Genomic DNA, 23,794 nt, shown 5'->3' with positions numbered 1-23,794 from the left:
GAAAATCAAAAATTGTTTTTGATGTTCGATGCTGTGAGTGCCCACACAGATTGCTTGATTCAAATTGTTAAAGAGCGTGACGCTTGTCGCGTTGAGGAGGCGCATATTACGCTTCTCGCTTCGAAAGTCAAGCGATTGTTTTCGCTTTTCTTTCGGCGCCCACTTCGCTAGGAAGCTGGCTCATCAGTTCGGCAGTTCGGCGTGTTCCGCCGTGCTGGTAGGGGCGCATTATAGGGAGCCGCGCCGGGATGACAAGAGGGAAAATGCAAAAAATGGCACTTTTTACAGTTTTCCGGTTCAACCGTTGCTTTATTAAACAAAAGCCCCGCGTCGGCGGGGCTGTTTCGGGCAAAAAGCCCTGAATTCACATCACACTGCTACCTTTTTGACCAGAATTCGCGTGCAAAGCTGCGCACCTTTTCCCAATCGGTAAACTCAATGTCCTTGCTGGTGTCGGTACTGCCACCGGTAATCTTCATGATCAGCTGGATGATGCGAGTCTGCCACCAGTTGTAGCGGGAGTACTGCAACGCTCCAGCAAACACACCCAGAGTTTTCGGCTTCCAGGGCGAGAGGCGCAGGAACTTCTTCATATAGGCATTGGTTTGCGGCGTCTGCTTCTCTGGCTTGCGGGCCGTCAGGTTGACACAGAAGAAGGCCGCATTGGCCACCTCCAGCTGCTCCTGATGGGCATGAATAAAGCTGAACAGGCTGGGATGGAAGTTGCCATAACGAATGGAGGCGCCGATCAAGACCTTGGCATACTTGCTGAGGTTGCACATCGGCAAGGTGTGCAGGTCGTGCATCACCACTTCGCATCCCGGCATCTGCTCCAGCATGACATCGACTATTTTGCGGGTTTGGCCATCCCGAGAGGAATAAAGCACCAGAATCTTGTCCATAACTACCTCAACTACGCCAGAATGCAGGAGTAAACAGTACCAGAAGCGTGAAGATTTCCAATCGGCCAAACAGCATGGCCAACACCAGAATCCACTTTGCCGGTGCGCTGGTACCGGAGAAATTGGCAGCCACATCTCCCAGTCCAGGCCCAACGTTGGTCAAAGTTGCCGCCACTGCCGAGAAGGCGGTTACCTCATTCATACCCGTCGCGATCAACGCCAGCATAAAGAGCACAAAGAGGATGATGTAGGTTGCGAAGAATCCCCAGACCGCTTCAACCACCCGTTCCGGCACCGCCTTGCGTCCCAGCTTCAGGGTGTAGACGGCCCTTGGATGTACCAACCGTTTCAGTTCCCGCATCCCCTGCATAAAGAGAATCATGAAGCGCATCACCTTGATACCACCGCCGGTACTGCCGGCACAGCAGCCGATAAAGGAGGAGAACATCAGCATGATGGGCAGGAAAGAGGGCCAGTCTGCATAGCTGGCGGTGCTATAACCAGTTGTCGTACCCAGCGAAACTGACTGGAACAGAGCGTGATTGAGGGTCTCTTGCCAGTGTTCGTAATGATTGTGTTGCAGTAATACTGCAGCACAGAACAGAAATAGGAACAACTGAATGCCGAGAAACACCTTCACCTCAGGATCTCTCAGATAACTGAACAACCGTACCGGCCTGTGGGCGAAGACCATGAAGTGAAGGCCGAAGTTGATACTGCCGATCAACAGGAACAACACGGTAATCAGGTTGATAACCGGGCTGTTGAAGAAACCTATGCTGGCATCGTGGGTAGAAAAACCACCGATGGAGAGGGTGGAAAAGGAGTGGCAGATGGCATCGAACAAGGTCATGCCCGCCATCCAGTAAGCCAGGGTGCAGAGCGAGGTCAGCAACAGATAGATGAACCAGAGTGCCTTGGCGGTTTCGGCGATGCGCGGCGTCACCTTGGTATCCTTGACAGGCCCGGGGATCTCGGCGCGATAGAGCTGCATCCCCCCGATCCCAAGCAACGGTAATACGGCTACCGCCAGCACGATGATCCCCATCCCTCCCAGCCACTGCAACAACTGGCGGTAGAACAGGAATGCCTTGGGCAGATCATCCAACCCGGTCAACACCGTAGCCCCCGTGGTGGTCAGACCGGAAAACGACTCGAAGAAGGCTTCCGAAACTGACATGCCAGGTACATCGCTGATGATGAAAGGAACCGCACCGACACTGCCCAGCACCACCCAGAACAACACCACAATGAGGAAACCCTCTTTCGATCTGAGCTCCTTCTTGTGATAGCGGTTGGGAAACCAGAGCACCACGCCGAGTAGCAAGGCGATCAGAAAAGAGCTGACGAACTCGGCACCACCACCATCCCGATAGCCAAAAGCCACCAACGCAGGCAACAGCATGGTCGAGCTGAACAGCGCAACCAGCAAGCCAACAATGCGAATAATGCTCAGGATGTGCATTACAGCTCCCTTTCCCCAAGTAAAGAGCGATGGATTCTAGCCATCTAAGGGACGGAGGGATACCCGCCCATGAGTCCGATCGGTCAATTCGCGGTCAACCCTCTCCCATACTTCAGACTCCCACGCCACCTGCAGGGTGACCTGCTGGCCGTAATCGGCTGCCAGCAGCTCGCCGTTGTGACTGCTTATCAGTGACTCGACCACGCCCATGTCGCCATAGTCGCAATGAATGGAGGAAGGAGTACGCGGCACCTTGAGCAGGGTTGGCAGCTGCTTGAGAGCTGCCCCCACGCCGCCCCCATAAGCTTTGACCAGTCCACCCGTGCCAAGCTGGATGCCGCCGTAGTAACGCACCACCACGGCGCAGATTTCACCGAGCCCCGAGCCCATCAACTGGGCCAGGATCGGCTTGCCCGCCGTACCGGACGGTTCGCCATCATCGCTGAAGCCATAGACCTGGCTATCTTGCGGTGCGCCCGCTACAAAAGCCCAGCAGTGGTGGCGAGCGGTCGGATGTTGGCGCTTGATCTCGTTGACCCACCCCTTGGCCACCTCGACGGTCGGGGTGTGGGCGATCAGGGTAATGAAGCGGCTCTTCTTTATCTCTTCGGTCAGTTCCAGCGAGGCAGCCGGAATGGAGTAAGCAGCCGCCATCAGAGCCCTGCTTGTCTCGTCATGTTCTCCACCCCGTTGGCGTGCAGCACAATGTTATCTTCGATGCGGATGCCGCCAAACGGCCGCAGTGCCTCGACCTTGTTCCAGTTGACCCGTTTGCCCTGTTCGCCCTGACGCAGCGGCTCCAACAGGCTGTCGATGAAGTAGAGTCCCGGCTCGATGGTGAACACCTGATCCACCTCCATCACCCGGGTGCAGCGCAGATAGGGGAACAGCTCGGGCGCCGCCAGATGGGTGCCGCGCTCATCCTGCATGAAACCACCCGCATCGTGTACCTGCAGACCGAGGAAGTGGCCGAGGCCGTGAGGGAAGAAGACGTTGGTCACCCCGGTGTTGATCATCTCGTCAACCGACATGTCCACCAGCTCGGTCGCTTGCAGCAGGCGCGCCAGCTTGTGGTGCATCTGCAGATGCAGCTCGCTGTAGCGGCGACCCGGTTTGATCTCCTTGATGATCTCCTGCTGCTGCTCGTCGAGGGCTGCAATCAGATCGGCAAACTCGCCTCGCCGCCACGCCCAGGTACGGGTGATATCGGAGGCATAACCGTGGAAATCGACGCCGGCATCGATCAGGAAGGAGTGGCGCTCCGCATCCGGCACCCGCACGGCAGACAAATGAGTGTAGTGAAGGATGGCCGCATTGCGGTTGATGGCGACGATATTGCCGTAGGGCGCCTCATTGGCTCCCTGCCCGACCGCTTTCATGTAGGCCAGATTGATCTCGAACTCGCTCGCCCCCGCCATAAAGGAGTCCTTGGCGGCGATATGGCCGCGTACCCCGATCCGGTTCGCCTCACGCAGGCACTCCAGCTCGTAGGGGGTCTTGTAGGCGCGGTGATAGTGCAGGTAATTGAGCACCGCCTCGGGATTGGGCTGGGTCAGACCAAGCAGTTCGGCTACTTCCAGATGGCCCCCCAGATAGGCCCACTCCTGTTTGTTGGCTGGCAGGTGATCAGCCACCTGTTCCGGCCGGGTCAGGAAACGGATATCGAAGAACTCGACCCAGAAGGCATTGGGCAGATCCGCCACCTTGTGCCAAAAATCCACCGGGCGGTAGAACAGCAATACCGGTTTGTTCACCCCGTCCACCAGCAGCCAGCAATGGGGATTGTCCAGTACCGGCAACCAGGCCTTGAAGTGCGGGTTTACCTTGAACGGGTAATCCTGATCATCGAGGAAGATACGGTGAGTCTGGCCGGAGTGGATGGCCAGTCCGCTGAGCCCCTGTTGTTGCAGAATGTCGCGGCTGCGCTGCTGCAAGGTATCGAGGTGCTGGGCAAAAAGTTGGCTGTAGCTGCTCATGGCGTCCTGCTCCGAGGTGAATGTAATTGCAGCATAACATCAAGAGCTTGGCGGCTCGACCCGTCAAGCTGCCGCTTCGTGAGGTAACGCATACGTTACAAACGTGTTTGTTATCAACAGAAAACCAATCATTAACAAATCAAAAACAATTCAATACACTGCCGGTAGATACATGAAGTCAGGGATTACTCATGGACAACCTCTGCCTGTGGCAACCAGATCCGCTCGGGATGCAGCAATCCAACCTCTACCGTTTTATGGCGGAGGTGAACCGTTTCCACGGCTTGCAGTTGCAGAATTACCCGCAGCTTTACCAATGGTCGGTGGAGAAGACTACCCGTTTCTGGCCACTGGTATGGCAGCACTGTGGCGTCAAGGGCGAGCTCGGCAACATAGTGGCGGAGAACCGTCAGGATATGCAGCGCACTCGCTGGTTCCCCGATAGCTGCCTCAACTTCGCCGAAAACCTGCTGCGCCGTCAAGACGAGAGCCCGGCCATCATATCCCGCATCGAAGGGGGTCCAAGCCGTACTCTGAGCTGGGGTGAACTGAGTGATCAGGTTGCCCGGCTGGCTCAGTGGCTGCGCAATCAGGGGATTGGTCGTGGCGATGTGGTCGCCGCCTACCTGCCCAATATTCCGGAAACCGTGGTTGCCATGCTGGCAACCACCAGCATTGGGGCGATCTGGACCTCCACCAGCCCCGACTTCGGTGAAGCCAGCGTGGTGGAGCGCTTCGGCCAGACCCGACCACGAGTGCTGTTTGCGGTGGATGGCTATCGCTACAACGGCAAAGCTATCGACATTCAACAGAAGGTCGCCAGCGTGGTGAGCCAGATCGGCAGCATAGAGCAAACGGTGATGATCCCCCTGCTCGGCAACCCGCTGCAGCTTGGCCACGACTGGCAGCAACTGCTGGCGAGCCAGCCGGACGCCAGCCTCCAGTTCGAGCCGATGGCTTTCAATGACGCGCTCTACATCCTCTACTCTTCCGGCACCACCGGCAAACCCAAGTGCATCGTGCACGGGATTGGCGGCACCCTGCTGCAACACCTGAAAGAGCACCAGCTGCACTGCGACATCAAACCGGGGGAGCGGATCTTCTACTTCACCACCTGCGGCTGGATGATGTGGAACTGGCTGGTGAGCGCCCTCGCCTCCGGCGCCACCCTGGTGCTCTATGACGGCTCGCCATTTTACCCGGATGGCAACGTGCTGTGGGATCTGGCCCGCGACGAGCAGGTCAGCTTGTTCGGTACCTCGGCCAAATATCTTGATGCGCTGCACAAGCAGGGTTATGCCCCCATCAAGAGCCACGACTTGCCGTACTTGCGGCTGATCTGCAGCACCGGCTCTGTGCTGTCGCCGGAGGGATTCGACTACGTCTATCAGCAGATAAAGCAGAATGTGCAGCTCAGCTCCATCTCAGGCGGCACCGATATCTGCTCCTGCTTCGTCATCGGCAACCCGCTCAGCCCTGTCTATCGCGGCGAGAGTCAGGGGCGCGGCCTCGGTCTCGCGGTGCAGGTATTCAACGAAGCGGGCCAGCCGGTGCAGGGGGAGAAGGGCGAACTGGTCTGTACCAAGCCGTTCCCGGCCCAGCCCATTTACTTCTGGGGTGACGAAAATGGCGACAAGTACCACGCCGCCTACTTCGAACGGTTCGACAACATCTGGTGCCACGGCGACTGGATTGAGCTAACCCCGACCGGTGGCATTCTGTTCTACGGCCGCTCCGACGCCACCCTCAACCCGGGCGGCGTGCGTATCGGCACCAGCGAGATCTACCGCTATGTCGAGCAGTTGGAGGAAGTAGAAGAGAGCATAGTCATCGGCCAGCAGTGGCAGCAGGACGAGCGGGTGGTGCTGTTCGTCAAGCTCAAGGCTGGCTGCAAGCTGGATGAGCCGCTGCGCGAGCGGATCCGCCAGCAAATAAAGCAACATTGCACCGCCCGCCACGTGCCCGCCCGCATCCTGCAGGTGGATGCCATCCCCCGCACCAAGTCCGGCAAGATCGTCGAACTGGCGGTGCGTGAAGTGGTACACAACCGGCCGGTTAACAACACCCATGCCCTCGCCGATCCCGAGGTGCTGAACCAGTATCGCAACCGGCCGGAACTGGCCAGTTGATAACAAACTCACATCTATCCGGGGCGCCGCAAGGCGCCTCTCTTTTGCTCATTTTGTGATGAGGAGCTTTTACTCGATAACTGTTAAACAAATGTTTTAAATAGGTGTTGAAAATGTCTCCTTTTGGATCAATAGTGAGCCTCGCCCCCTGCTGGGGATAAAGGAGCACCACTCCCCACTGAGTGGGAACAAGGAGACACTCTCATGATCTACCAAGGCGAAACCCTGTCGGTCAGCTACCTCGAAAACGGCATCGCCGAGCTGAGGTTTGATGCCCCGGGTTCAGTCAACAAGCTGGATCGCGCTACCCTGCTCTCCCTGAGCGAAGCGATCGCCGCATTACAACAAGAACGTGAACTAAAAGGTCTGATCCTCACCTCCGGCAAAGACGCCTTTATCGTCGGTGCCGACATTACCGAATTCCTGGAACTGTTCGATCTGCCGCAAGAAGATCTGCTCGGCTGGCTGAAAAAGGCCAACGACATCTTCAATGCCATCGAAGATCTGCCGGTGCCTACCCTCTCCGCCATCAAGGGTCACGCTCTGGGCGGCGGCTGCGAGACCATTCTCTCCACCGACTTCCGTCTGGCCGACACCACCGCCAAAATCGGCCTGCCCGAGACCAAACTCGGCATCATGCCGGGCTTTGGCGGCACAGTCCGTCTGCCGCGAGTGATCGGCGCCGACAACGCGCTCGAGTGGATCACCACCGGTAAGGATTACCGTGCCGATGACGCCCTCAAGGTGGGCGCTATCGACGCCGTAGTCGCCCCTGACGCGCTGCAGAGCGCTGCGCTGCAGATGATCCAGGACGCCATTGCGGGCAAGCTGGACTGGCAGAGCCGTCGCGCCGCCAAAAAAGCGCCGCTGCGCCTCTCCAAACTGGAAGCCATGATGAGCTTCACCACCGCCGCCGGCATGGTTGCCGCCGTGGCGGGCAAACACTATCCGGCACCGATGACGGCGGTGAAAACCGTCGAGGCCGCCGCAGGTATGAGCCGTGACGAAGCGCTGGTCGTTGAGGCACAGGGCTTTATCAAGCTGGCCAAGACCGATGTAGCCAAGGCGCTGGTCGGCATCTTCCTGAACGATCAACACATCAAGGCGCTGGCCAAGAAGGCGGCCAAGCAGGCTGCTAAGGCCACTGGCCACGCCGCCGTACTGGGTGCCGGCATCATGGGTGGCGGCATCGCCTACCAGTCTGCCAGCAAGGGCATTCCGGCGGTGATGAAGGATATCAACGAGAAGGCGCTGGCACTTGGCATGAATGAGGCCACCAAGCTGCTCAATGGCCAGCTCGAGAAGGGCCGCATCGACGGCATCAAGATGGGCCAGGTGCTCTCCGCCATTACCCCGACCCTCAGCTATGACAACGTCAAAGGCGTGGACGTCGTAGTCGAAGCCGTGGTCGAGAATCCCAAGGTGAAAGCCGCCGTACTGGGCGAAGTGGAAGGGATCATTGGCGAAGACGCCGTGCTCGCCAGCAACACCTCCACCATCCCCATCTCCCTGCTGGCCAAGAGCCTGAAGCGCCCCGAGAACTTCTGCGGCATGCACTTCTTCAACCCGGTGCACCGCATGCCGCTGGTGGAGATCATCCGCGGCGAACAAACCTCGGACGACACCATCAACCGCGTGGTGGCCTACGCCGCCGCCATGGGCAAGTCCCCTGTGGTGGTCAACGACTGCCCGGGCTTCTTCGTCAACCGCGTGCTGTTCCCCTACTTCTTCGGCTTCAACAAGCTGGTCGCCGATGGCGCCGACTTCGCCGCCGTCGACAAGGTGATGGAGAAGGAGTTCGGCTGGCCCATGGGCCCCGCCTACCTGCTGGACGTAGTCGGCATCGACACCGGCCACCATGCCGGTGATGTGATGGCGCAAGGCTTCCCGGCGCGCATGAGCAAGGAAGGCCGCACCGCCATCGACGTAATGTACGAGGCGAGCCGCTTCGGTCAGAAGAACGGCAAGGGCTTCTACGCCTACGAGGCTGACAAGAAGGGCAAACCGAAGAAGGTGGCCGATGTCGCCAGCTACGAGCTGCTGGCCCCGATTGCCAAGCCGAAACAGGATTTCGACAAGGACGCCATCATCGCCCGCATGATGATCCCGATGATCAACGAGGTGGTGCTCTGTCTGGAAGAGGGCATAGTCGCCACCCCAGCCGAAGCCGACATCGCGCTGGTCTACGGTCTGGGCTTCCCTCCCTTCCGCGGCGGCGTGTTCCGCTATCTGGACACTATCGGTCTGGATCGCTATGTGGCCATGGCCGACCAGTATGCCGACCTTGGCCCGCTCTATCGCGTCAGCGACAAGCTGCGTGAGATGGCCGCCCAGGGCAAAACCTTCTACTGATTGCGGAAAGGAGATCCATTCATGAAAGACGTAGTCATTGTCGACTGTATCCGGACCCCGATGGGCCGGTCCAAGGGCGGCGCCTTCCGCAACGTACGTGCAGAAGACTTGTCCGCGCACCTGATGAAATCCATCCTGCTGCGCAACCCCAACCTCGACCCGAACGAGATCGAGGACATCTACTGGGGCTGCGTGCAGCAGACCCTGGAGCAGGGCTTCAACATCGCCCGCAACGCCGCTCTGCTGGCCGGCATCCCGAAACAGGTGGGGGCGGTCACCGTCAACCGCCTGTGCGGATCCTCCATGCAGGCGCTGCACGATGCCTCCCGCGCCATCCAGGTGGGTGACGGCGACATCTTCATCATCGGCGGCGTCGAGCACATGGGCCACGTGCCCATGAGCCACGGGGTGGACTTCCACCCCGGCATGGCCAAATCGGTGGCGAAAGCCTCCGGCATGATGGGGCTGACCGCCGAGATGCTCGGCAAGCTGCACGGCATCAGCCGTCAACAGCAGGACGAGTTTGCCGCCCGCTCCCACCGCCGCGCTCACGCCGCCACCGTGGAAGGCCGTTTCGCCAAGGAGATCGTCGGGCTGGAAGGCCATGACGCCAGCGGCGCCCGCTTCTTCTACGACTATGACGAGGTGATTCGCCCCGAGACCACGGTCGACACCCTGAGCCAGCTGCGCCCGGTGTTCGACCCGGTCAACGGCACCGTCACCGCCGGCACCTCCTCGGCCCTGTCCGATGGCGCCGCTGCCATGCTGGTGATGAGTGCGGACCGCGCCAAGGCGCTCGGCCTCACCCCGCGCGCCAAGGTACGTGCCATGGCCATCGCCGGCTGTGACGCCGCCATCATGGGTTACGGCCCGGTGCCAGCCACCCAGAAGGCGCTCAAACGTGCCGGTCTGACCGTCGGTGATATCGACCTGTTCGAACTGAACGAGGCGTTTGCCGCCCAGTCCCTGCCCTGCGTGAAGGATTTGGGTCTGCAGGATCTGGTGGACGAGAAGGTAAACCTCAACGGCGGCGCCATTGCGCTGGGTCACCCGCTCGGCTGCTCCGGTGCCCGCATCTCCACCACCCTCATCAATCTGATGGAGGAGAAGGATGCCACCCTGGGGGTTGCCACCATGTGTATCGGTCTGGGTCAGGGTATCGCCACCGTGTTTGAACGGGTGTGATAACCAACCGGATCGACGGGATGCACTACTGAGAGTTGTCCCTTTTCGGGGCCAGTCTGACTGGCCCCTTTTCAAGTCTGTGACGAGCGCCACACGGGGTGCTCGTCAGTGGTCAGAAGCTGTCTGTTGGCCGTCCCGTTTGGGTCGGCCTTTTTTCGTTTTAATCTTATCAATAGGCTGTTATTGCCTTAAACCTCACATTAGATAGGGGGCTTGCTTGCTTTTTACTCCCCCGACAGGTTCAATCTGCACAAAAAAATGGGTGGATGCACATACATATGTCAATGAGCAAACAACTGCTGATCGTCGATGACGACCAAGAGATCCGCGAGCTGCTCAATGAGTACCTGACCCGGGCGGGCTTTCAGGTATTGACGGCGGCGGAGGGCAACGAGATGCGTCAGCAACTCGCCCAGCACAGCCCGGACCTGATTATTCTGGACATCATGATGCCCGGCGAGGACGGTTTTACCCTCTGCCAGCAGATCCGTCGTGACTCCCAGGTGCCCATCATCATGCTGACCGCCGCCTCCGACGAAGCGGATCGGGTGATCGGTCTGGAACTGGGTGCTGACGACTATATCGCCAAGCCGTTCAGCCCCCGTGAACTGCAGGCCCGCATCAAGGCACTGCTACGCCGCGCCGAATTCCGCCAGCCGGAAAAAGAGAAAGAGCCAAGCCGCCGCCTGCGTTTTGCCGAGTGGACCCTCGACACCCTGAGCCACCAGCTGACCCATGACGATGGCAGCCTGCTGGATCTCTCCGGCAGCGATGCCATGCTGCTCGGCATGTTCCTGCAACAGCCCGGCGTGGTGCTGGATCGCGACACCATCTCGGATGCCACCCGCGGTCGCGAAAGTCTGCCGATGGAGCGCGGTATCGACGTGCAGATCAGCCGTCTGCGCCAGAAGCTGGGCGACAACGGCAAGAGCCCGCGCATCATCAAGACCATTCGCGGCAGTGGCTACATGCTGATTGCCGAGGTGCACGAGCTGCCATGAGCAACAAGTGGTCCTGGGGGGCGCTGGTACCCCGCTCCCTGTTGTCACGGATGATCCTGCTGCTGTTGCTGGCCATCCTGCTCTCCCAGACCATTCTGACCGGCATCTGGATGCAGCAGATCCAGAAGCGGGAACTGGAGGGGATGCTCAGCACCACCCGCAACCTCGCCATGTCTGCCGCTTCCACCGTCAACTTCTTCAAATCCCTGCCGCTGCAGTATCGCCATATCGCGCTGGACCAGCTGCGCAACATGGGGGGCAGCCGCTTCTTCGTCTCGCTCAACGAGGAAGAGATCCACATCAACGCCATCCCCGACAGCGAACGCAAGACGCAGGTGCTGGAGGAGGTGCAGGGAGTGCTGACCCGCAAGCTCTCCGACGCCATGGCGATCAAGGTGGACTTCTCCCGACCCGATGACCTCCATGTCTTCAATAACGACACCCTGCTGGCGGATCTCCCCTCCTCCTGGGCCCGTTACACCTTGTCGCTGGAGCCGCTCAATCCACCGGTGCTGGTGACCCAGATCGAGATTGAAAAGGGGGAGTGGCTCTATCTGGCGGCCCTGCTGCCCGCCCCCTACATGACGCTGGATGACACCGTCATGCCAAGCAACCAGGTGCGTTTCATCGCCCTGATGACGGTGTTCCTCTGCTTCTTCACCTTTATGCTGGTGCGCTGGCAGACCCGCCCGCTGCGCCGTCTCGCCAAGGCGGCGGTGAATCTGGGCAAGGATATCGATCAGCCTTCGCTCAAAGAGGAAGGAGCATCGGAAATCGTGGCGGCCACCCGCGCCTTCAACATCATGCAGCACCGCATCCGGCGCTATATCGATGATAGGGAGCGGCTGTTCAGCTCGATTTCCCACGACCTCAAGACCCCCATCACCCGGCTGCGGCTGCGGGTCGAGCTGCTCGACGACGAGGTGCAAATCGCCAAGTTCAACAAGGATCTCGACGAACTGGAGCTGATGGTGAAAGGGGCGCTGCAGACGGTCAAAGAGACCGACATTCACGAGAATATCGAGGAGATCGACATCAACGCCCTGCTTGAGCAGATGGCGGAGTCGATGAACCTGCACGACGAGCGGCTGACCATCGAAGGCCACTGCAAGTGGCCCTACCGCGGCAAGCTGCTGGCGCTCAAGCGCTGCATCGGCAATCTGGTAGACAACGGCATCAAGTACGGCCAGCGGGTGCGCATCATCATCATGGATGACGAGGAGATGCTGATCCTCTTCATCATGGATGAGGGCCCCGGCCTGCCAGACGATCAGTTTGAGCGCATCTTCGAACCCTATTACCGGCTCAGTACCGATCAGGCCGGCACCGGCCTCGGTCTTGGCATCGCCCGCAACATAGCCCACGCCCACGGCGGCGATCTGGTGCTGGAAAACCGTCCGCAAGGTGGCCTGCAGGCCACGCTCTCCCTACCAAGGCAGTAACCTTATGAAGTGGTTGTCTTTTTCTGTCATCGCCCTGCTCTCTGCTCCCGTTGCCGCCTCCCAGGTGGAAGTGCTGCACTGGTGGACGTCCGGCGGCGAAGCGAAAGCGGTCGAAGTGCTCAAATCCGAGTGGACCAAACAGGGCAACCAGTGGAACGACTTTGCAGTGCAGGGCGGCGGCGGCAAGAGTGCCATGACGGTATTGAAAAGCCGGGCACTGGCCGCCAACCCGCCCGAAGCGGCCCACCTCAAGGGCTATGAGCTCAAGGAGTGGGCCGGGCTCGGCTTTTTGCGCGATCTCAGCCCGATGGCCGAACACCTCGGCTGGTACAGCCAGATGCCGCCCATGGTGCGTGCCACCCTCAGCCAGAATGGCGCCCTGATGGCGGTGCCCACCGGCATCCACCGGGTCAACTGGCTGTGGCTCAACCGCAAGATCTTCGAGCGCAACAAGCTGACTCCACCCACCGACTGGGCCCAGTTTGTCACCGTCGCCGACCAGCTTAAAAAACGGGGCATCACCCCGCTCGCCATCGGTAACGAGCCCTGGCAGCTGGCGGTATTGTTTGAAACAGTGGCGCTCGGTGAGGGCGGTAAAGAATTCTATCGCAAGGCGTTCCTCGAGCAGGACAGCGCCACCCTGACCGGCCCCGACATGGTGCGGGTGTTGACCCGTTTCCAGCAGCTGCGCGCCTATGTGCCGCAAAAATACGCCGGTCTGAAGTGGCATCAGGCCACCAACCTGCTGGAGAGCGGTGGCGCCGCCATGCAGGTGATGGGGGACTGGGTGAAGGGGGAGCTGAGCGCGGGCAACTACCGGCCGGGTGAGGATATCGCCTGCCTGCCGAGCCCGGGCAGCTCCGGACTGTTCAGCTACAACCTCGACTCCATCGCCATGTTCAAACAGCGGGATCCGGCCCAGCTGCAGGCGCAGGGGGATCTGGCCCAGCTGCTGATGACGCCGCAATTCCAGGAAGAGTTCAATCGGGTGAAGGGGTCGATCCCGGCGCTGACCAACCCCGACATGAGCAAGTTCGACCGCTGCGCCGTCCGTTCCTATCAGGATTTCCTGCTGGCGGAAAAGCAGGACAACCTGCTGCCCAGCATGGCGGAAGGGATGGCAACGCCGACCAATATGCGGCAGGCGATCCTCGATGTGCTGAGCAACTTCTTCAACGACCCCAAGGCCAACCCGGAGCAGACGGCGCTGCATCTGGAGCGGGCCATGCGCTCGACCCGCTGATCCGGGTACATTGCCAAACGGCAGAAATGACAAAGGCGGAATTGCTCCGCCTTTGTTGTTGAATTGTCATCCGATTCAGGATTGATCGTTCTCGTCCTCATCCTCGTCATAGTAATCGCTGAGCTCGATCCAGAGCCCCAACCCGACCATCACCATGGAGCCGAACCAGGTACCGGTATTCCCGATCGGGCTGCCCATCACTATCATGGCGAAGGACAAGAACCCCATGCCTGCATAGGCTTGTAATCTGCCGTAGGAGACCTGCATATTCACCTCCTTGTTGAATATGGTTCAATTTTTATATTACTCGTCCGGCGCAAGCTGGATAGGGTTCAATAACATTTCGGTTACATATGCTGGTTAACGGGTCGTTTGTTTGATTATTTTTTAGCCCTGAGTATCATTGGCAGCCGAATAGGTTGAAGGTTGATAATAGATGAGTGATTTATTCTGCGGCGCAACTCATGAGTTGGACGCAATCGGGCTTCGTTGCCCGGAACCCGTTATGATGGTTCGCAAGAAAGTGCGGCTGATGGCGGATGGCGAGACCCTGCTGGTCAGTGCCGACGATCCTTCAACCACCCGCGACATCCCCAGTTTCTGCCGCTTTATGGATCACACCCTGGTCGCCAGCGAGACAGAGCAGGCCCCCTACCGCTATCTGATCCGCAAGGGTCAATAAGCCCCCGTACCGGAGCACTCCATGACAACCATTACCCGAATCGGCACCACCCAGCGTTGGTCAGACGTGGTCATCCACAATGGCACCCTCTACGTGGTGGAAGTGCCCGTCAGCGAAGAGGCCGACATCCACCAGCAGACCCGCGAAGTACTTGAGAGCCTGCAACGCCTGCTGGAAGCCAACGGCTCCGGCGTCGACAAGATCCTGATGGCCAATATCTATCTGAAAGACATTCAGGACATCGCCGCCTTCAACGAGCAGTGGGATGCCTGGATCCCGGCTGGCACCGCCCCCGTGCGCGCCTGTGTACAAGCCCGCCTGGCCCACGAAGGCTACAAGGTCGAAGTACAGCTGACTGCGGCAGTCTAAGAGGCGCTTATCCCCCTCATCCCCGCCCCTTCTCCCACAAGGGGAGAAGGGAGCAAACAACAAGGGGCCATTGCCAGCAACGGCTCCAATAGAAAGGCCCCGCCATCACTGGCGGGGCCTTTTCGTTACCGAAACCTGAACGACTTAGGCGGTCGGGGTCAGGGTAATGGTCACGCGACGGTTCTGGGCTTTGCCAGCGGCGGTGCTGTTGGTAGCAACCGGCTGATCCGGGCCCACGCCGGTGGTGGAGATGCGGCTGCCTGCTACGCCCTGACCAATCAGCTGAGCGGCAACGGCATCGGCACGATCGCGGGAGAGCTTCATGTTCAGCTCGCGGGAACCTGTGCTGTCGGTGTGACCGACCACGTTCAGGCGGGTCTTGTCGAACTCGGCAACCACCATGGCCACACCGGAGAGGGTGTTGGCACCGGCCGCTTTCAGCTGGGAGCTGGAGCTGTCGAAGGTCACGTTGTTCGGCATGTTGAGGATCAGCTCATTGCCATTGCGGGTCACGCTGACGCCGGTGCCCTGCAGCTTCTCGCGCAGCTTGGCTTCCTGCACGTCCATGTAGTAGCCGATACCGCCACCCAGCGCCGCGCCGGCAGCAACGCCGGTAAGGATGCCCTTCTTGCGGTCACCCTTGCTGGAGGAGAGCGCACCTACGGCCGCACCGGCAGCGGCGCCAGCCAGCGCGCCCCAGGCACCTTTGGAGGTCTGGGATTCACCTGTGTAGGGGTTGGTGGTACAGCCGCTCAGGGCAACGGTCAGTGCCAGAGCTGGCACCAGGATCTTGGCTCGCATGAAAAAACCTCTGTGAAAACAATCCGGCACCATGCCGGGGGCCGGATTGTAACGCGCTGGCACGCCATTGTCTGACGCAAGCCTGAACAGATGGCGAGAGTGGTGTTTTTTTGGGCAATCGGCGGGCTGTCAGCGCGGTAACTGACACTCGGCGTGGCAAGGACAGCTGACCAGATGATCGTTCACCATCCCCACCGCCTGCATAAAGGCGTAACAGATGGTGCTGCCGACGAAGTTGAAGCCAAGCTTCTTGAGCGCTTTCGACATGGCATCCGACTCCGGCGAGGTCGCCGGAATATCGCCGTTGCCCTGCCGCTGGTTGACGATGGGGGCACCGCCAACAAAGCCCCACAGGTAGTCGGCGAAGTCGATCCCCTGCCCCTGCAACGCCAGATAAGCGCGGGCATTTCTGATGATCGACTGCACCTTGAGCCGGTTGCGAATGATGCCGGTGTCCTGCATCAGCCGCTCTACATCCTGCTCGTCGAACCGGGCAATCTGCACCGGATCAAAGTCGGCATAGGCGCGGTAGTAGCTCTCGGTGCGCTTGAGGATGGTGATCCACGACAGCCCCGCCTGCTGGCCGTCGAGACAGAGCTTGGCAAACAGCTCGCGGGCGTCATAGACCGGCCTGCCCCACTGTTTGTCATGGTATTCAATATATTCCGGGTCTTTGGTCACCCAGGCGCAGCGCAGTTCCATTTCCTCTCCCTCGTTATTTCAGCGGTTTGCCCGACCCTGCCCACTCTGCAGGCGGCACTGCTCACATCATATACCGGACATCCCGCCCGACCAGCCACAGCGCAGCACCATCCCGCGAATCCGCTGCAATTTCGCCTATTATCCGACCATGCCAGACGGTATACTCCCTCGGTTCACATTCAGCAAATCTTGCTCTGATTTTCACTTCGCGCGAAAAAAATTATGCAAAAATTCGATGTCAAAACCTTTCAGGGCCTGATCCTGCAGCTGCAGGACTATTGGTCCCGCCAGGGCTGTACCATCATTCAGCCGCTGGATATGGAAGTGGGTGCCGGTACTTCCCACCCCATGACCTGTCTGCGTGCCCTGGGCCCGGAGCCCATCGCCTGCGCCTACGTGCAACCGTCCCGCCGTCCGACCGACGGCCGCTACGGTGAAAACCCGAACCGCCTGCAGCACTACTACCAGTTCCAGGTGATCATCAAGCCTTCCCCCGACAACATTCAGGAACTCTATCTGGGCTCCCTGAAAGAGCTGGGCATGGATCCTGAAATCCACGACATCCGCTTCGTGGAAGACAACTGGGAAAACCCGACTCTGGGTGCCTGGGGTCTGGGTTGGGAAGTGTGGCTGAACGGCATGGAAGTGACCCAGTTCACCTACTTCCAGCAAGTTGGCGGCCTCGAGTGCAAGCCGGTCACCGGCGAGATCACCTACGGTCTCGAGCGTCTGGCCATGTACATTCAGGGCGTGGACAGCGTCTACGATCTGGTCTGGTCTGACGGCCCGCTGGGCAAGACCACCTACGGCGACGTGTTCCACCAGAACGAAGTGGAGCAATCCACCTACAACTTCGAACACGCCGATGTGGAGTTCCTGTTCCACTGCTTCGAGCAGTACGAGAAGGAAGCCCAGAATCTGCTGGCACTGGAAAAACCGCTGCCGCTGCCTGCCTACGAGCGCATCCTCAAAGCCGCTCACTCCTTCAACCTGCTGGATGCCCGCAAGGCCATCTCGGTCACCGAGCGTCAGCGCTACATCCTGCGCATTCGCACCCTGACCAAGGCCGTGGCAGAGGCATACTACGCCTCCCGCGAAGCGCTGGGCTTCCCGATGTGTCAGCGCAGTGAGAACAAGCAAGGTTAAGGAACGGACATGGCACAACATACATTTCTGGTAGAGATCGGTACTGCTGAGCTGCCGCCCAAAGCCCTGCGCTCCCTGGCCGAAGCCTTTGCCGACAACTTCAAAGCCGAACTGACCAAGGCCGATCTGGCCTTCGGCGACGTCGAGTGGTTTGCCTCACCGCGCCGTCTGGCGCTGAAGGTAAGCGAGCTGGCTGGCGAACAGCCGAGCAAGAGCGTCGAGAAGCGCGGCCCTGCCGTGGCGCAGGCGTTCGATGCCGAAGGCAAGCCGACCAAGGCTGCCGAAGGCTGGGCCCGTGGCAATGGCATCACCGTTGAGCAGGCCGAGCGTCTGGTCACCGACAAGGGCGAGTGGCTGGTTCACACCGCCAAGGTCGAAGGCCGTCCGGCCAAAGAATTGCTGGGCGAACTGGTCGCCTCCGCACTGGCCAAGCTGCCGATCCCGAAGATGATGCGCTGGGGCGACAAGACCATCCAGTTCGTGCGTCCGGTCTTCACCGTGACCCTGCTGCTGGATGGGGATCTGGTCCCTGCCCACATTCTGGGTATCGACTCTGCCCGCACCATCCGCGGTCACCGCTTTATGGGCGAGAGCGAGTTCACCATCGACAACGCCAGCCAGTACCCGCAGATCCTGCAGGAGCGCGGCATGGTGATTGCCGACTTTATGGCGCGCAAGGCCAAGATCAAGGCTGACGTCGAAGCGGCCGCTGCCGCCTTCGGTGGCGTAGCCGATCTGGACGACGCCCTGCTGGAAGAAGTGACCGCACTGGTCGAGTGGCCGGTGGTGCTGACCGCCAACTTCGAAGAGAAGTTCCTGGCCGTGCCGGCTGAAGCGCTGGTGCACACCATGAAGGGTGACCAGAAGTACTTCCCGGTCTACGACAAGAACGGCAAGCTGCTGCCGAAGTTCATCTTCGTCACCAACATCGAGTCCAAAGACCCGAGCCAGATCATCAGCGGCAACGAGAAGGTGGTTCGCCCCCGTCTCTCTGACGCCGAGTTCTTCTTCAAGACCGACCTCAAGCAGACCCTGGCCTCCCGCCTGCCGCGCCTTGAAACCGTGCTGTTCCAGCAACAGCTGGGCACCGTCAAGGCCAAGGTCGAGCGTATCGAGACCGTCGCCGGCTTTATCGCCGAGCGTATCGGTGCTGATGTTGCTCAGGCCAAGCGTGCCGGTCTGCTCTCCAAGTGTGACCTGATGACCAACATGGTCGGCGAGTTCACCGACACCCAGGGTGTCATGGGGATGCACTACGCCCGTCACGATGGCGAAGACGAAGCGGTGGCCGTGGCCCTCAACGAGCAGTACATGCCGCGCTTTGCCGGTGATGCCCTGCCGTCCGGTCTGGTTGCCTGCGCCGTTGCGCTGGCCGACAAGTTCGACACCCTGGCCGGTATCTTCGGCATCGGCATGCTGCCGAAGGGTGACAAAGACCCGTTCGCCCTGCGTCGCGCCGCCATCGGTGCCCTGCGTATCATGACCGAGAAGCAGCTGGATCTGGATCTGGTTGAACTGGTTGAAGAAGCGGTACGCGTCTACGGCGACAAGCTGACCAACAAAACCGTCGTCACCGACGTGGTCGACTTTATGCTGGGCCGCTTCCGCGCCGCCTATCAGGACGAAGGCATCGGTGCCGACGTGGTGCTGGCCGTACTGGCACGCCGCCCGACCCGTCCGCTCGACTTCGATCGTCGCGTCAAGGCCGTCAGCCACTTCCGCACGCTGGATGCCGCACTGGCACTGGCTGCCGCCAACAAGCGCGTGAGCAACATTCTGGCCAAGGTCGAAGGCGAGTTGCCGACTGCCGTCAAACCGGAACTGCTGGTCGATGCCGCCGAGAAGGCGCTGGCCACCCAGGTTGCCGAACTGCAAGCCGAACTGGCCCCGCTGTTCGCTGCCGGTGACTATCAGGCAGCCCTCACCCGTCTGGCCGCCCTGCGCGAGCCGGTCGACACCTTCTTCAACGAAGTGATGGTGATGGCCGACGACGAAGCCCTCAAGGCCAACCGTCTGGCACTGCTGAACAACCTGCGTAACCTGTTCCTGCAAGTCGCGGATATCTCCCTGCTGCAGTGATGTTGGTTGGGTTGAGTGATATTAAAAACGGCGCCGTAAAGGCGCCGTTTTTATATAAACTAATTCTCTTCAACAAGGAGTTAACATGAGTAAACTGGACTTATGGGAGCAGCCTATAAAATCTACTGGTGAAAATGGAATTTTCAAAAAACAGGATTGGATAAAAGAAGCAGATGGGAAAATAATTAGTGCCAAGCTTCTACGGAATTGCGCCAAAAACGCACAACTTAAATTCGAAAATCTCACAAGAGATAGTAATGGCAACATCATTAGAGCCAGCTCACAAGAGACTTTTGAACTTCTTGATGAAAAAGCTGCGGCTAATAAGGCAAGTTTTTTATTACTTGGTTATGCAATTGAACTTCTGCTGAAGTCTAGTATTGTATCTTTGCTTATTTCAGCACCCAAAAAAATCCTTGATAAGAAGATGAAAAGTTATAGTCATGGGTTAATCAACATTACCAATGACTTAAGGCTAAGCTTATCTAGAGATGAGCGATCGCTTTTAGTAGAGTTAGAAAAATTCATTGTTGAAGAAGCGAGGTATCCACTAAAGTCTTATTCGCCAGCTGAATATTGCGAAGACCTAAATAAAGTCAATCAGCGTTTCTCTGATCATAGTAAGTTTAATCTTGGGGTAGAACTATTTACTCGACTCAGAGCAGTCATGATGGATATAGATGGAACTCCGGGCGACCCCAAATTTTACAACCATATGGGAATGGAAGATAATGGATTTATTATTTTCCGAGCAGGAGGTTCATTACCAGCTGTAATTATAATAAAATTTTGTGATTCACAAATAAGAAATGGTTTGAATAATTTAAACCATGTAAGACGTCTTCTACTGAAAAAGAACGAACACGACATGACCATATATTCACGTTTAATGGAAAAAACATGGATGAATGCAATTTTCTTTGTCGTAGATGAAAAAAAGGGCTTAAAAAAAGTTGAATATGACTACGCTGGGACACCCACCTAGCGGGTAGGTTCGATTAGCCGTCAGGCGTAATCGGACGTTCGCGTAAATGGATTATCCCGCCATCACGGCCAGTAGAATTTCCCCCTCCAGCTGGCCGATCCTGCTTCACGACAACAACCGTAATCAAAACCTCTCGATCGTCCGATTACGCTGCGCTAATCGAACCTACAGCGGGGTAATGAGCTGTTATCATTTGAGACAGTGCCCAGTGCCGCCACGGCCAATCAGAGGAACGTCATGAACATACCAACCGCCCCCGCCCCGTCAATCTGCCAGCAGTGTCAGGAGCAGGTGGATCTCGACTTCGATTTCACCATGGCCTTCCAGCCCATCGTCGATTGCAGCCAGCGCACCATATTCGGCTATGAGGCGCTGGTGCGGGGGATCAACAACGAACCCGCGCAGAGCGTGATTGCCCGGGTCAACGACGACAACCGCTACCGCTTCGATCAGCTGTGCCGCATCAAGGCCATCGCGCTGGCCGCCCGCCTCGATATGCGGGGCATGCTGAGCATCAACTTTCTGCCCAACGCGGTCTACCGCCCGGAGCGCTGCATCCGCACCACCCTGCAGGCGGCCCGCGAGCATCTCTTTCCCATCGAGCAGATCATGTTCGAGCTGACCGAGGTGGAGCAGGTGCAGGATAGCCAGCATCTCCGCAGTATCGTCGATCACTATCAGGCCCTCGGCTTCAAGACGGCAATCGATGACTTTGGCGCCGGTTACTCGGGCCTCAACCTGCTGGCCGATTTTCATCCCAACATCGTCAAACTCGATATGCACCTGCTGCGCGGCATCGACCATGACCCGACCCGACAAGCCATAGTGCGCCACTGTCTGGCACTGTTTGCGGAGCTGAAGATCACCCCGCTGGCGGAGGGGATCGAGACCCGCGAAGAGATGGCCTGCCTGCGGGAGATGGGCGTCAGCCTGATGCAGGGCTATCTGTTTGCCCGCCCCGGCTTTGAAACCCTGCCCGAGGTGGATTTCGCCAACTGGTAAGCCATATCGGCCTTGCCCCCTCAACCCACCCCCGCCTGAATAAGAAAACGGACACCCGAGGGTGTCCGTGTGCGTACCCTGTGATCTTGCACCATGGTCACACTGTCACCTTCCCCAGTTAATGGGTCAGCTGTGGCAACAGTTGCAACAGGTGAGCCCGTATCGCCAGCGGCGTCTGGCTGGCCCAGATATCCAACAGGCCATGCGTAAGCAACGGCAGCACCAGCAGCAACAAGCAGAGCAGCCCCAGCAAACGGCTCGGTGCGAGCCGGAGCACCTTGCTGCCAAGGTGCAGGGCCTCGACCCGCTTGGGGCAGGCTGCCACGCAGCTCAGGCAGCCGGTGCACTCCAGGCTGCGAACTGCGATAAGCTGGTGCACCGCAATGCGCGATGGACAGGCCCGGCTGCACTTGTCGCAGTCATGACCCTGGCTTCGCAGGCAGCGGGCCGGGTCACGGCGAATGCGCAGCGGCGTCAGTAGCCCCAGTAGGGCGAGCCAGGCGCCATAAGGGCAGAGGTAGCGGCAGAATCCCTGACGAAAGGTCGCGGTAAGCAGCAACACCCAGCCGAGGCACAGACCCGAGATCAGGGTCATGTTGAAGAAGAAGGCTCCCATCTTCATATCCGCCGCCTGATGGTAGGGGCTGGTGAAGTAGCCGGGCAGAGCAGCAGCCGGCACCGCCAGCAGGATGATGAAGAGCAGAAAGCCGAGCACCAGAAATTTCTGGGTGCGCAGGGTAAGATCCAGCCAGCGCGGCGGGCTCCACTCCCCCGGCAGCAACCGGTGGCGCAGGCCATGTAGCCATTCCCCCACCAGCCCGAGCGGACAGAACCAGGCACAGAACGCCCGCCCCAGCAGCAGGGCCGACAGGGAGAGCACCAGTACGGTGACGGTGGCCGCCGGATGGTGGGGATCCACCAGCCCCTGCGCGAACCAGGCCCGCAGCCCGAGGCCACCGGCGATGGGCAGGAAGGCATCCACCACGTCCGGGCGCACCAGCCAGGGGCTCATCCCCTGTCCCAACTGCCAGATATGCAGGCTGTATTGCACTGTGACCAGCCCCCAGCAGAGCAGCAGCAGATGGCGAGTGCGCGCCCGCAGCCACTGGCTGTCGAGCGCTTCCAGGGCGGGCAGCGGCCGCCTCTGATGCCGGAGGGCAAGCACGGCGGTGACCGTCCCCAGTGCGAGCCAGAGCAGACTGTCCGCCACCAGCAACCAGACCAGCCCCAGCAGGCCGAGCGCAAGACGCCCCGGCCAGCCGGTGCGCACCTGCCACGCCAACCGCACCAGATAAACCATACCGGCCACCATGGTTATCGCTTCAATCACGCTCATGCATCCCCCACTACCTACATCCGGATCCGGCAGCAAGGATAACTAACATTTGAGTTGATTATTTTGATCTGCATGGGCCGAGGGAGGAGTTATGGCCAATGCCTCCCTCGCAGGCTCTCCCCTCTTCAACGACACGCCGCCTCACCAGCCAGGAACTAGCCGCGGGCACGGTGGAGGTGGTAGTCAACGTGATAGTCGTTGGCATTACGGAACATGATGGAGTAGTTGAGGAACTCTCCGCTCTCGCTGTATGAGAGTGAGGTGAGCCGCAGGATAGGGGCTCCCTGCTCGATATGGAGCTGCTCGGCAGTAACCCGATCCGCCAGCACGGCACTGAAGCACTCATAGTTGCCCGCAATCGCGATGCCGCACTCCCGTTCGATGTAGTCGAATTTGGACCCTTCCAGATGGGCTACCGACAGATTGCGAAACAGTCTGACCGGCATATAGCTCTCTTCCAGCAGCAGTGCCCGACCATCCACCGAGCGGATCCGGCTTGAGTAATAGACGGGTTCATTCACCTTAACCCTCAGCTGACTGGCGATGGCCGGTGGCGCGGGCATGGTACGAAACTCCAGTACCTGGCTGGTCAATGTGCGCCCCTGCTCGCGCATCAGTTCGGTAAACCCGCTCAGACCTTTGGTCTCATGCTGGACATCCTTTTTTGTCACATAGGTGCCGCTGCCGTGGCGCCGCTCGACCAATCCCCACTCGATCAACATATCTACCGCTCTGCGAATGGTCATGCGGGAGACGCCATACTGTTCTGCCAGCGCTTTTTCGCCCGGCAACACATCTCCCACCCGGCACTCGGCACCGTTTACCCTGATCCTGAGTCGGTCAGCCACCGATTTATAGATCACTGCTAGACATCTCCTGTGGTCACAACGCCAACCATCTTATTCTTAAGTAAGTGGATAAATTGCATAAAAACAATAACTTAAATTTAAACTAAAGCTGCAAGAACATCACAAAACCAAGAGGTACAACAATATCG

21 protein-coding genes are annotated in these 23,794 nt (G+C 59.0%); 12 read left to right on the top strand and 9 right to left on the bottom strand.

Translation table 11 applies throughout. The features are described 5' to 3' along the window. Positions 1 to 377 precede the first annotated feature (377 nt). From hemG to pepQ, 4 genes are read right to left on the bottom strand one after another with little or no spacing between them, the layout of a single operon-like run. Positions 378 to 902 carry a menaquinone-dependent protoporphyrinogen IX dehydrogenase gene (hemG, locus tag G5154_RS19375; protein ID WP_005339483.1) on the bottom strand — a complete coding sequence of 175 codons (525 nt, stop codon included), beginning with the start codon at positions 900 to 902 and terminating at the stop codon, positions 378 to 380. A gap of 7 nt (positions 903 to 909) precedes the next feature. After that, positions 910 to 2,367, bottom strand: a complete 1,458-nt coding sequence (locus G5154_RS19370; RefSeq protein ID WP_421213358.1) for a TrkH family potassium uptake protein — start codon at positions 2,365 to 2,367, stop codon at positions 910 to 912. 36 nt (positions 2,368 to 2,403) lie between these two features. After that, complete coding sequence (locus tag G5154_RS19365; protein ID WP_236348643.1) at positions 2,404 to 3,021, bottom strand: YigZ family protein; 618 nt, start codon at positions 3,019 to 3,021, stop codon at positions 2,404 to 2,406. Continuing rightward, entirely contained in the window at positions 3,021 to 4,343 is a 1,323-nt protein-coding gene (gene pepQ, locus G5154_RS19360; protein ID WP_263085018.1) for a Xaa-Pro dipeptidase, read from the bottom strand. The genes G5154_RS19365 and pepQ overlap by 1 nt, the downstream gene beginning before the upstream one ends. A gap of 191 nt (positions 4,344 to 4,534) precedes the next feature. Between pepQ and G5154_RS19355 the strand changes: the two genes are divergently transcribed. The 6 genes from G5154_RS19355 to G5154_RS19330 all read left to right on the top strand — a co-directional run bounded on the left by G5154_RS19355 (position 4,535) and on the right by G5154_RS19330 (position 13,695). After that, complete coding sequence (locus tag G5154_RS19355) at positions 4,535 to 6,472, top strand: acetoacetate--CoA ligase (RefSeq protein WP_421251527.1); 1,938 nt, start codon at positions 4,535 to 4,537, stop codon at positions 6,470 to 6,472. Between the two features lie 204 nt (positions 6,473 to 6,676). Beyond that, positions 6,677 to 8,824 carry a fatty acid oxidation complex subunit alpha FadB gene (fadB, locus tag G5154_RS19350; RefSeq protein WP_421260587.1) on the top strand — a complete coding sequence of 716 codons (2,148 nt, stop codon included), beginning with the start codon at positions 6,677 to 6,679 and terminating at the stop codon, positions 8,822 to 8,824. A 21-nt stretch (positions 8,825 to 8,845) separates the two neighbouring features. Then, entirely contained in the window at positions 8,846 to 10,009 is a 1,164-nt protein-coding gene (gene fadA / locus G5154_RS19345; protein ID WP_005307433.1) for an acetyl-CoA C-acyltransferase FadA, read from the top strand. A gap of 278 nt (positions 10,010 to 10,287) precedes the next feature. After that, entirely contained in the window at positions 10,288 to 11,010 is a 723-nt protein-coding gene (locus G5154_RS19340) for a response regulator (RefSeq protein WP_005339475.1), read from the top strand. Further along, the gene (locus G5154_RS19335) at positions 11,007 to 12,452 is read left to right on the top strand and encodes an ATP-binding protein (protein WP_005339474.1); all 1,446 of its coding nucleotides are present in this window, start codon (positions 11,007 to 11,009) and stop codon (positions 12,450 to 12,452) included. The genes G5154_RS19340 and G5154_RS19335 overlap by 4 nt, the downstream gene beginning before the upstream one ends. 4 nt (positions 12,453 to 12,456) lie before the next feature. After that, a complete protein-coding gene (locus G5154_RS19330) occupies positions 12,457 to 13,695 on the top strand; it encodes an ABC transporter substrate-binding protein (RefSeq protein ID WP_266135513.1) in 1,239 nt (412 codons plus the stop codon). A gap of 75 nt (positions 13,696 to 13,770) precedes the next feature. Here the strand turns inward: G5154_RS19330 and G5154_RS19325 are convergent, their stop codons facing one another. Further along, positions 13,771 to 13,962, bottom strand: coding sequence for a hypothetical protein (locus G5154_RS19325; RefSeq protein ID WP_005339471.1), 192 nt, complete (start codon positions 13,960 to 13,962; stop codon positions 13,771 to 13,773). Between the two features lie 169 nt (positions 13,963 to 14,131). Here G5154_RS19325 and tusA point away from each other — a divergent pair, with 169 nt between their 5' ends. Both tusA and G5154_RS19315 read left to right on the top strand, forming a co-directional pair. Next, on the top strand, positions 14,132 to 14,377 hold the full coding sequence (tusA, locus tag G5154_RS19320) for a sulfurtransferase TusA (protein ID WP_005339470.1): 246 nt from the start codon (positions 14,132 to 14,134) through the stop codon (positions 14,375 to 14,377). Positions 14,378 to 14,398: 21 nt separating this feature from the next. Further along, positions 14,399 to 14,746, top strand: a complete 348-nt coding sequence (locus G5154_RS19315) for a RidA family protein (protein ID WP_019446300.1) — start codon at positions 14,399 to 14,401, stop codon at positions 14,744 to 14,746. Between the two features lie 144 nt (positions 14,747 to 14,890). Here G5154_RS19315 and G5154_RS19310 read toward each other — a convergent pair whose 3' ends face one another. Next, on the bottom strand, positions 14,891 to 15,547 hold the full coding sequence (locus G5154_RS19310) for an OmpA family lipoprotein (RefSeq protein ID WP_042054666.1): 657 nt from the start codon (positions 15,545 to 15,547) through the stop codon (positions 14,891 to 14,893). A gap of 129 nt (positions 15,548 to 15,676) precedes the next feature. Continuing rightward, entirely contained in the window at positions 15,677 to 16,249 is a 573-nt protein-coding gene (locus G5154_RS19305) for a DNA-3-methyladenine glycosylase I (protein WP_421251525.1), read from the bottom strand. Between the two features lie 222 nt (positions 16,250 to 16,471). Between G5154_RS19305 and glyQ the strand changes: the two genes are divergently transcribed. The 4 genes from glyQ to G5154_RS19285 all read left to right on the top strand — a co-directional run bounded on the left by glyQ (position 16,472) and on the right by G5154_RS19285 (position 21,461). Then, a complete protein-coding gene (glyQ, locus tag G5154_RS19300; protein ID WP_005339464.1) occupies positions 16,472 to 17,395 on the top strand; it encodes a glycine--tRNA ligase subunit alpha in 924 nt (307 codons plus the stop codon). A gap of 9 nt (positions 17,396 to 17,404) precedes the next feature. After that, entirely contained in the window at positions 17,405 to 19,474 is a 2,070-nt protein-coding gene (glyS, locus tag G5154_RS19295) for a glycine--tRNA ligase subunit beta (RefSeq protein WP_320656949.1), read from the top strand. An 85-nt stretch (positions 19,475 to 19,559) separates the two neighbouring features. Further along, complete coding sequence (locus G5154_RS19290) at positions 19,560 to 20,459, top strand: hypothetical protein (RefSeq protein WP_236294418.1); 900 nt, start codon at positions 19,560 to 19,562, stop codon at positions 20,457 to 20,459. A gap of 237 nt (positions 20,460 to 20,696) precedes the next feature. Beyond that, positions 20,697 to 21,461 (top strand): EAL domain-containing protein, encoded by a 765-nt coding sequence (locus tag G5154_RS19285; protein WP_421251524.1) that lies wholly within the window; start codon positions 20,697 to 20,699, stop codon positions 21,459 to 21,461. A 118-nt stretch (positions 21,462 to 21,579) separates the two neighbouring features. On the opposite strand, the gene G5154_RS19280 is transcribed toward G5154_RS19285, so the two are convergent. Beyond that, the gene (locus tag G5154_RS19280; protein WP_421263981.1) at positions 21,580 to 22,797 is read right to left on the bottom strand and encodes a 4Fe-4S binding protein; all 1,218 of its coding nucleotides are present in this window, start codon (positions 22,795 to 22,797) and stop codon (positions 21,580 to 21,582) included. A gap of 155 nt (positions 22,798 to 22,952) precedes the next feature. Continuing rightward, positions 22,953 to 23,660 carry a GntR family transcriptional regulator gene (locus tag G5154_RS19275; protein ID WP_216979828.1) on the bottom strand — a complete coding sequence of 236 codons (708 nt, stop codon included), beginning with the start codon at positions 23,658 to 23,660 and terminating at the stop codon, positions 22,953 to 22,955. Between the last annotated feature and the right edge of the window lie 134 nt (positions 23,661 to 23,794).

The sequence above is a fragment of the Aeromonas sp. 600527 genome, from assembly GCF_049175415.1.
Lineage (GTDB): Bacteria > Pseudomonadota > Gammaproteobacteria > Enterobacterales > Aeromonadaceae > Aeromonas > Aeromonas veronii_A.
Note: the sequence above shows the minus strand (reverse complement) of the source record. Positions and strands in the feature narration are given on the sequence as shown.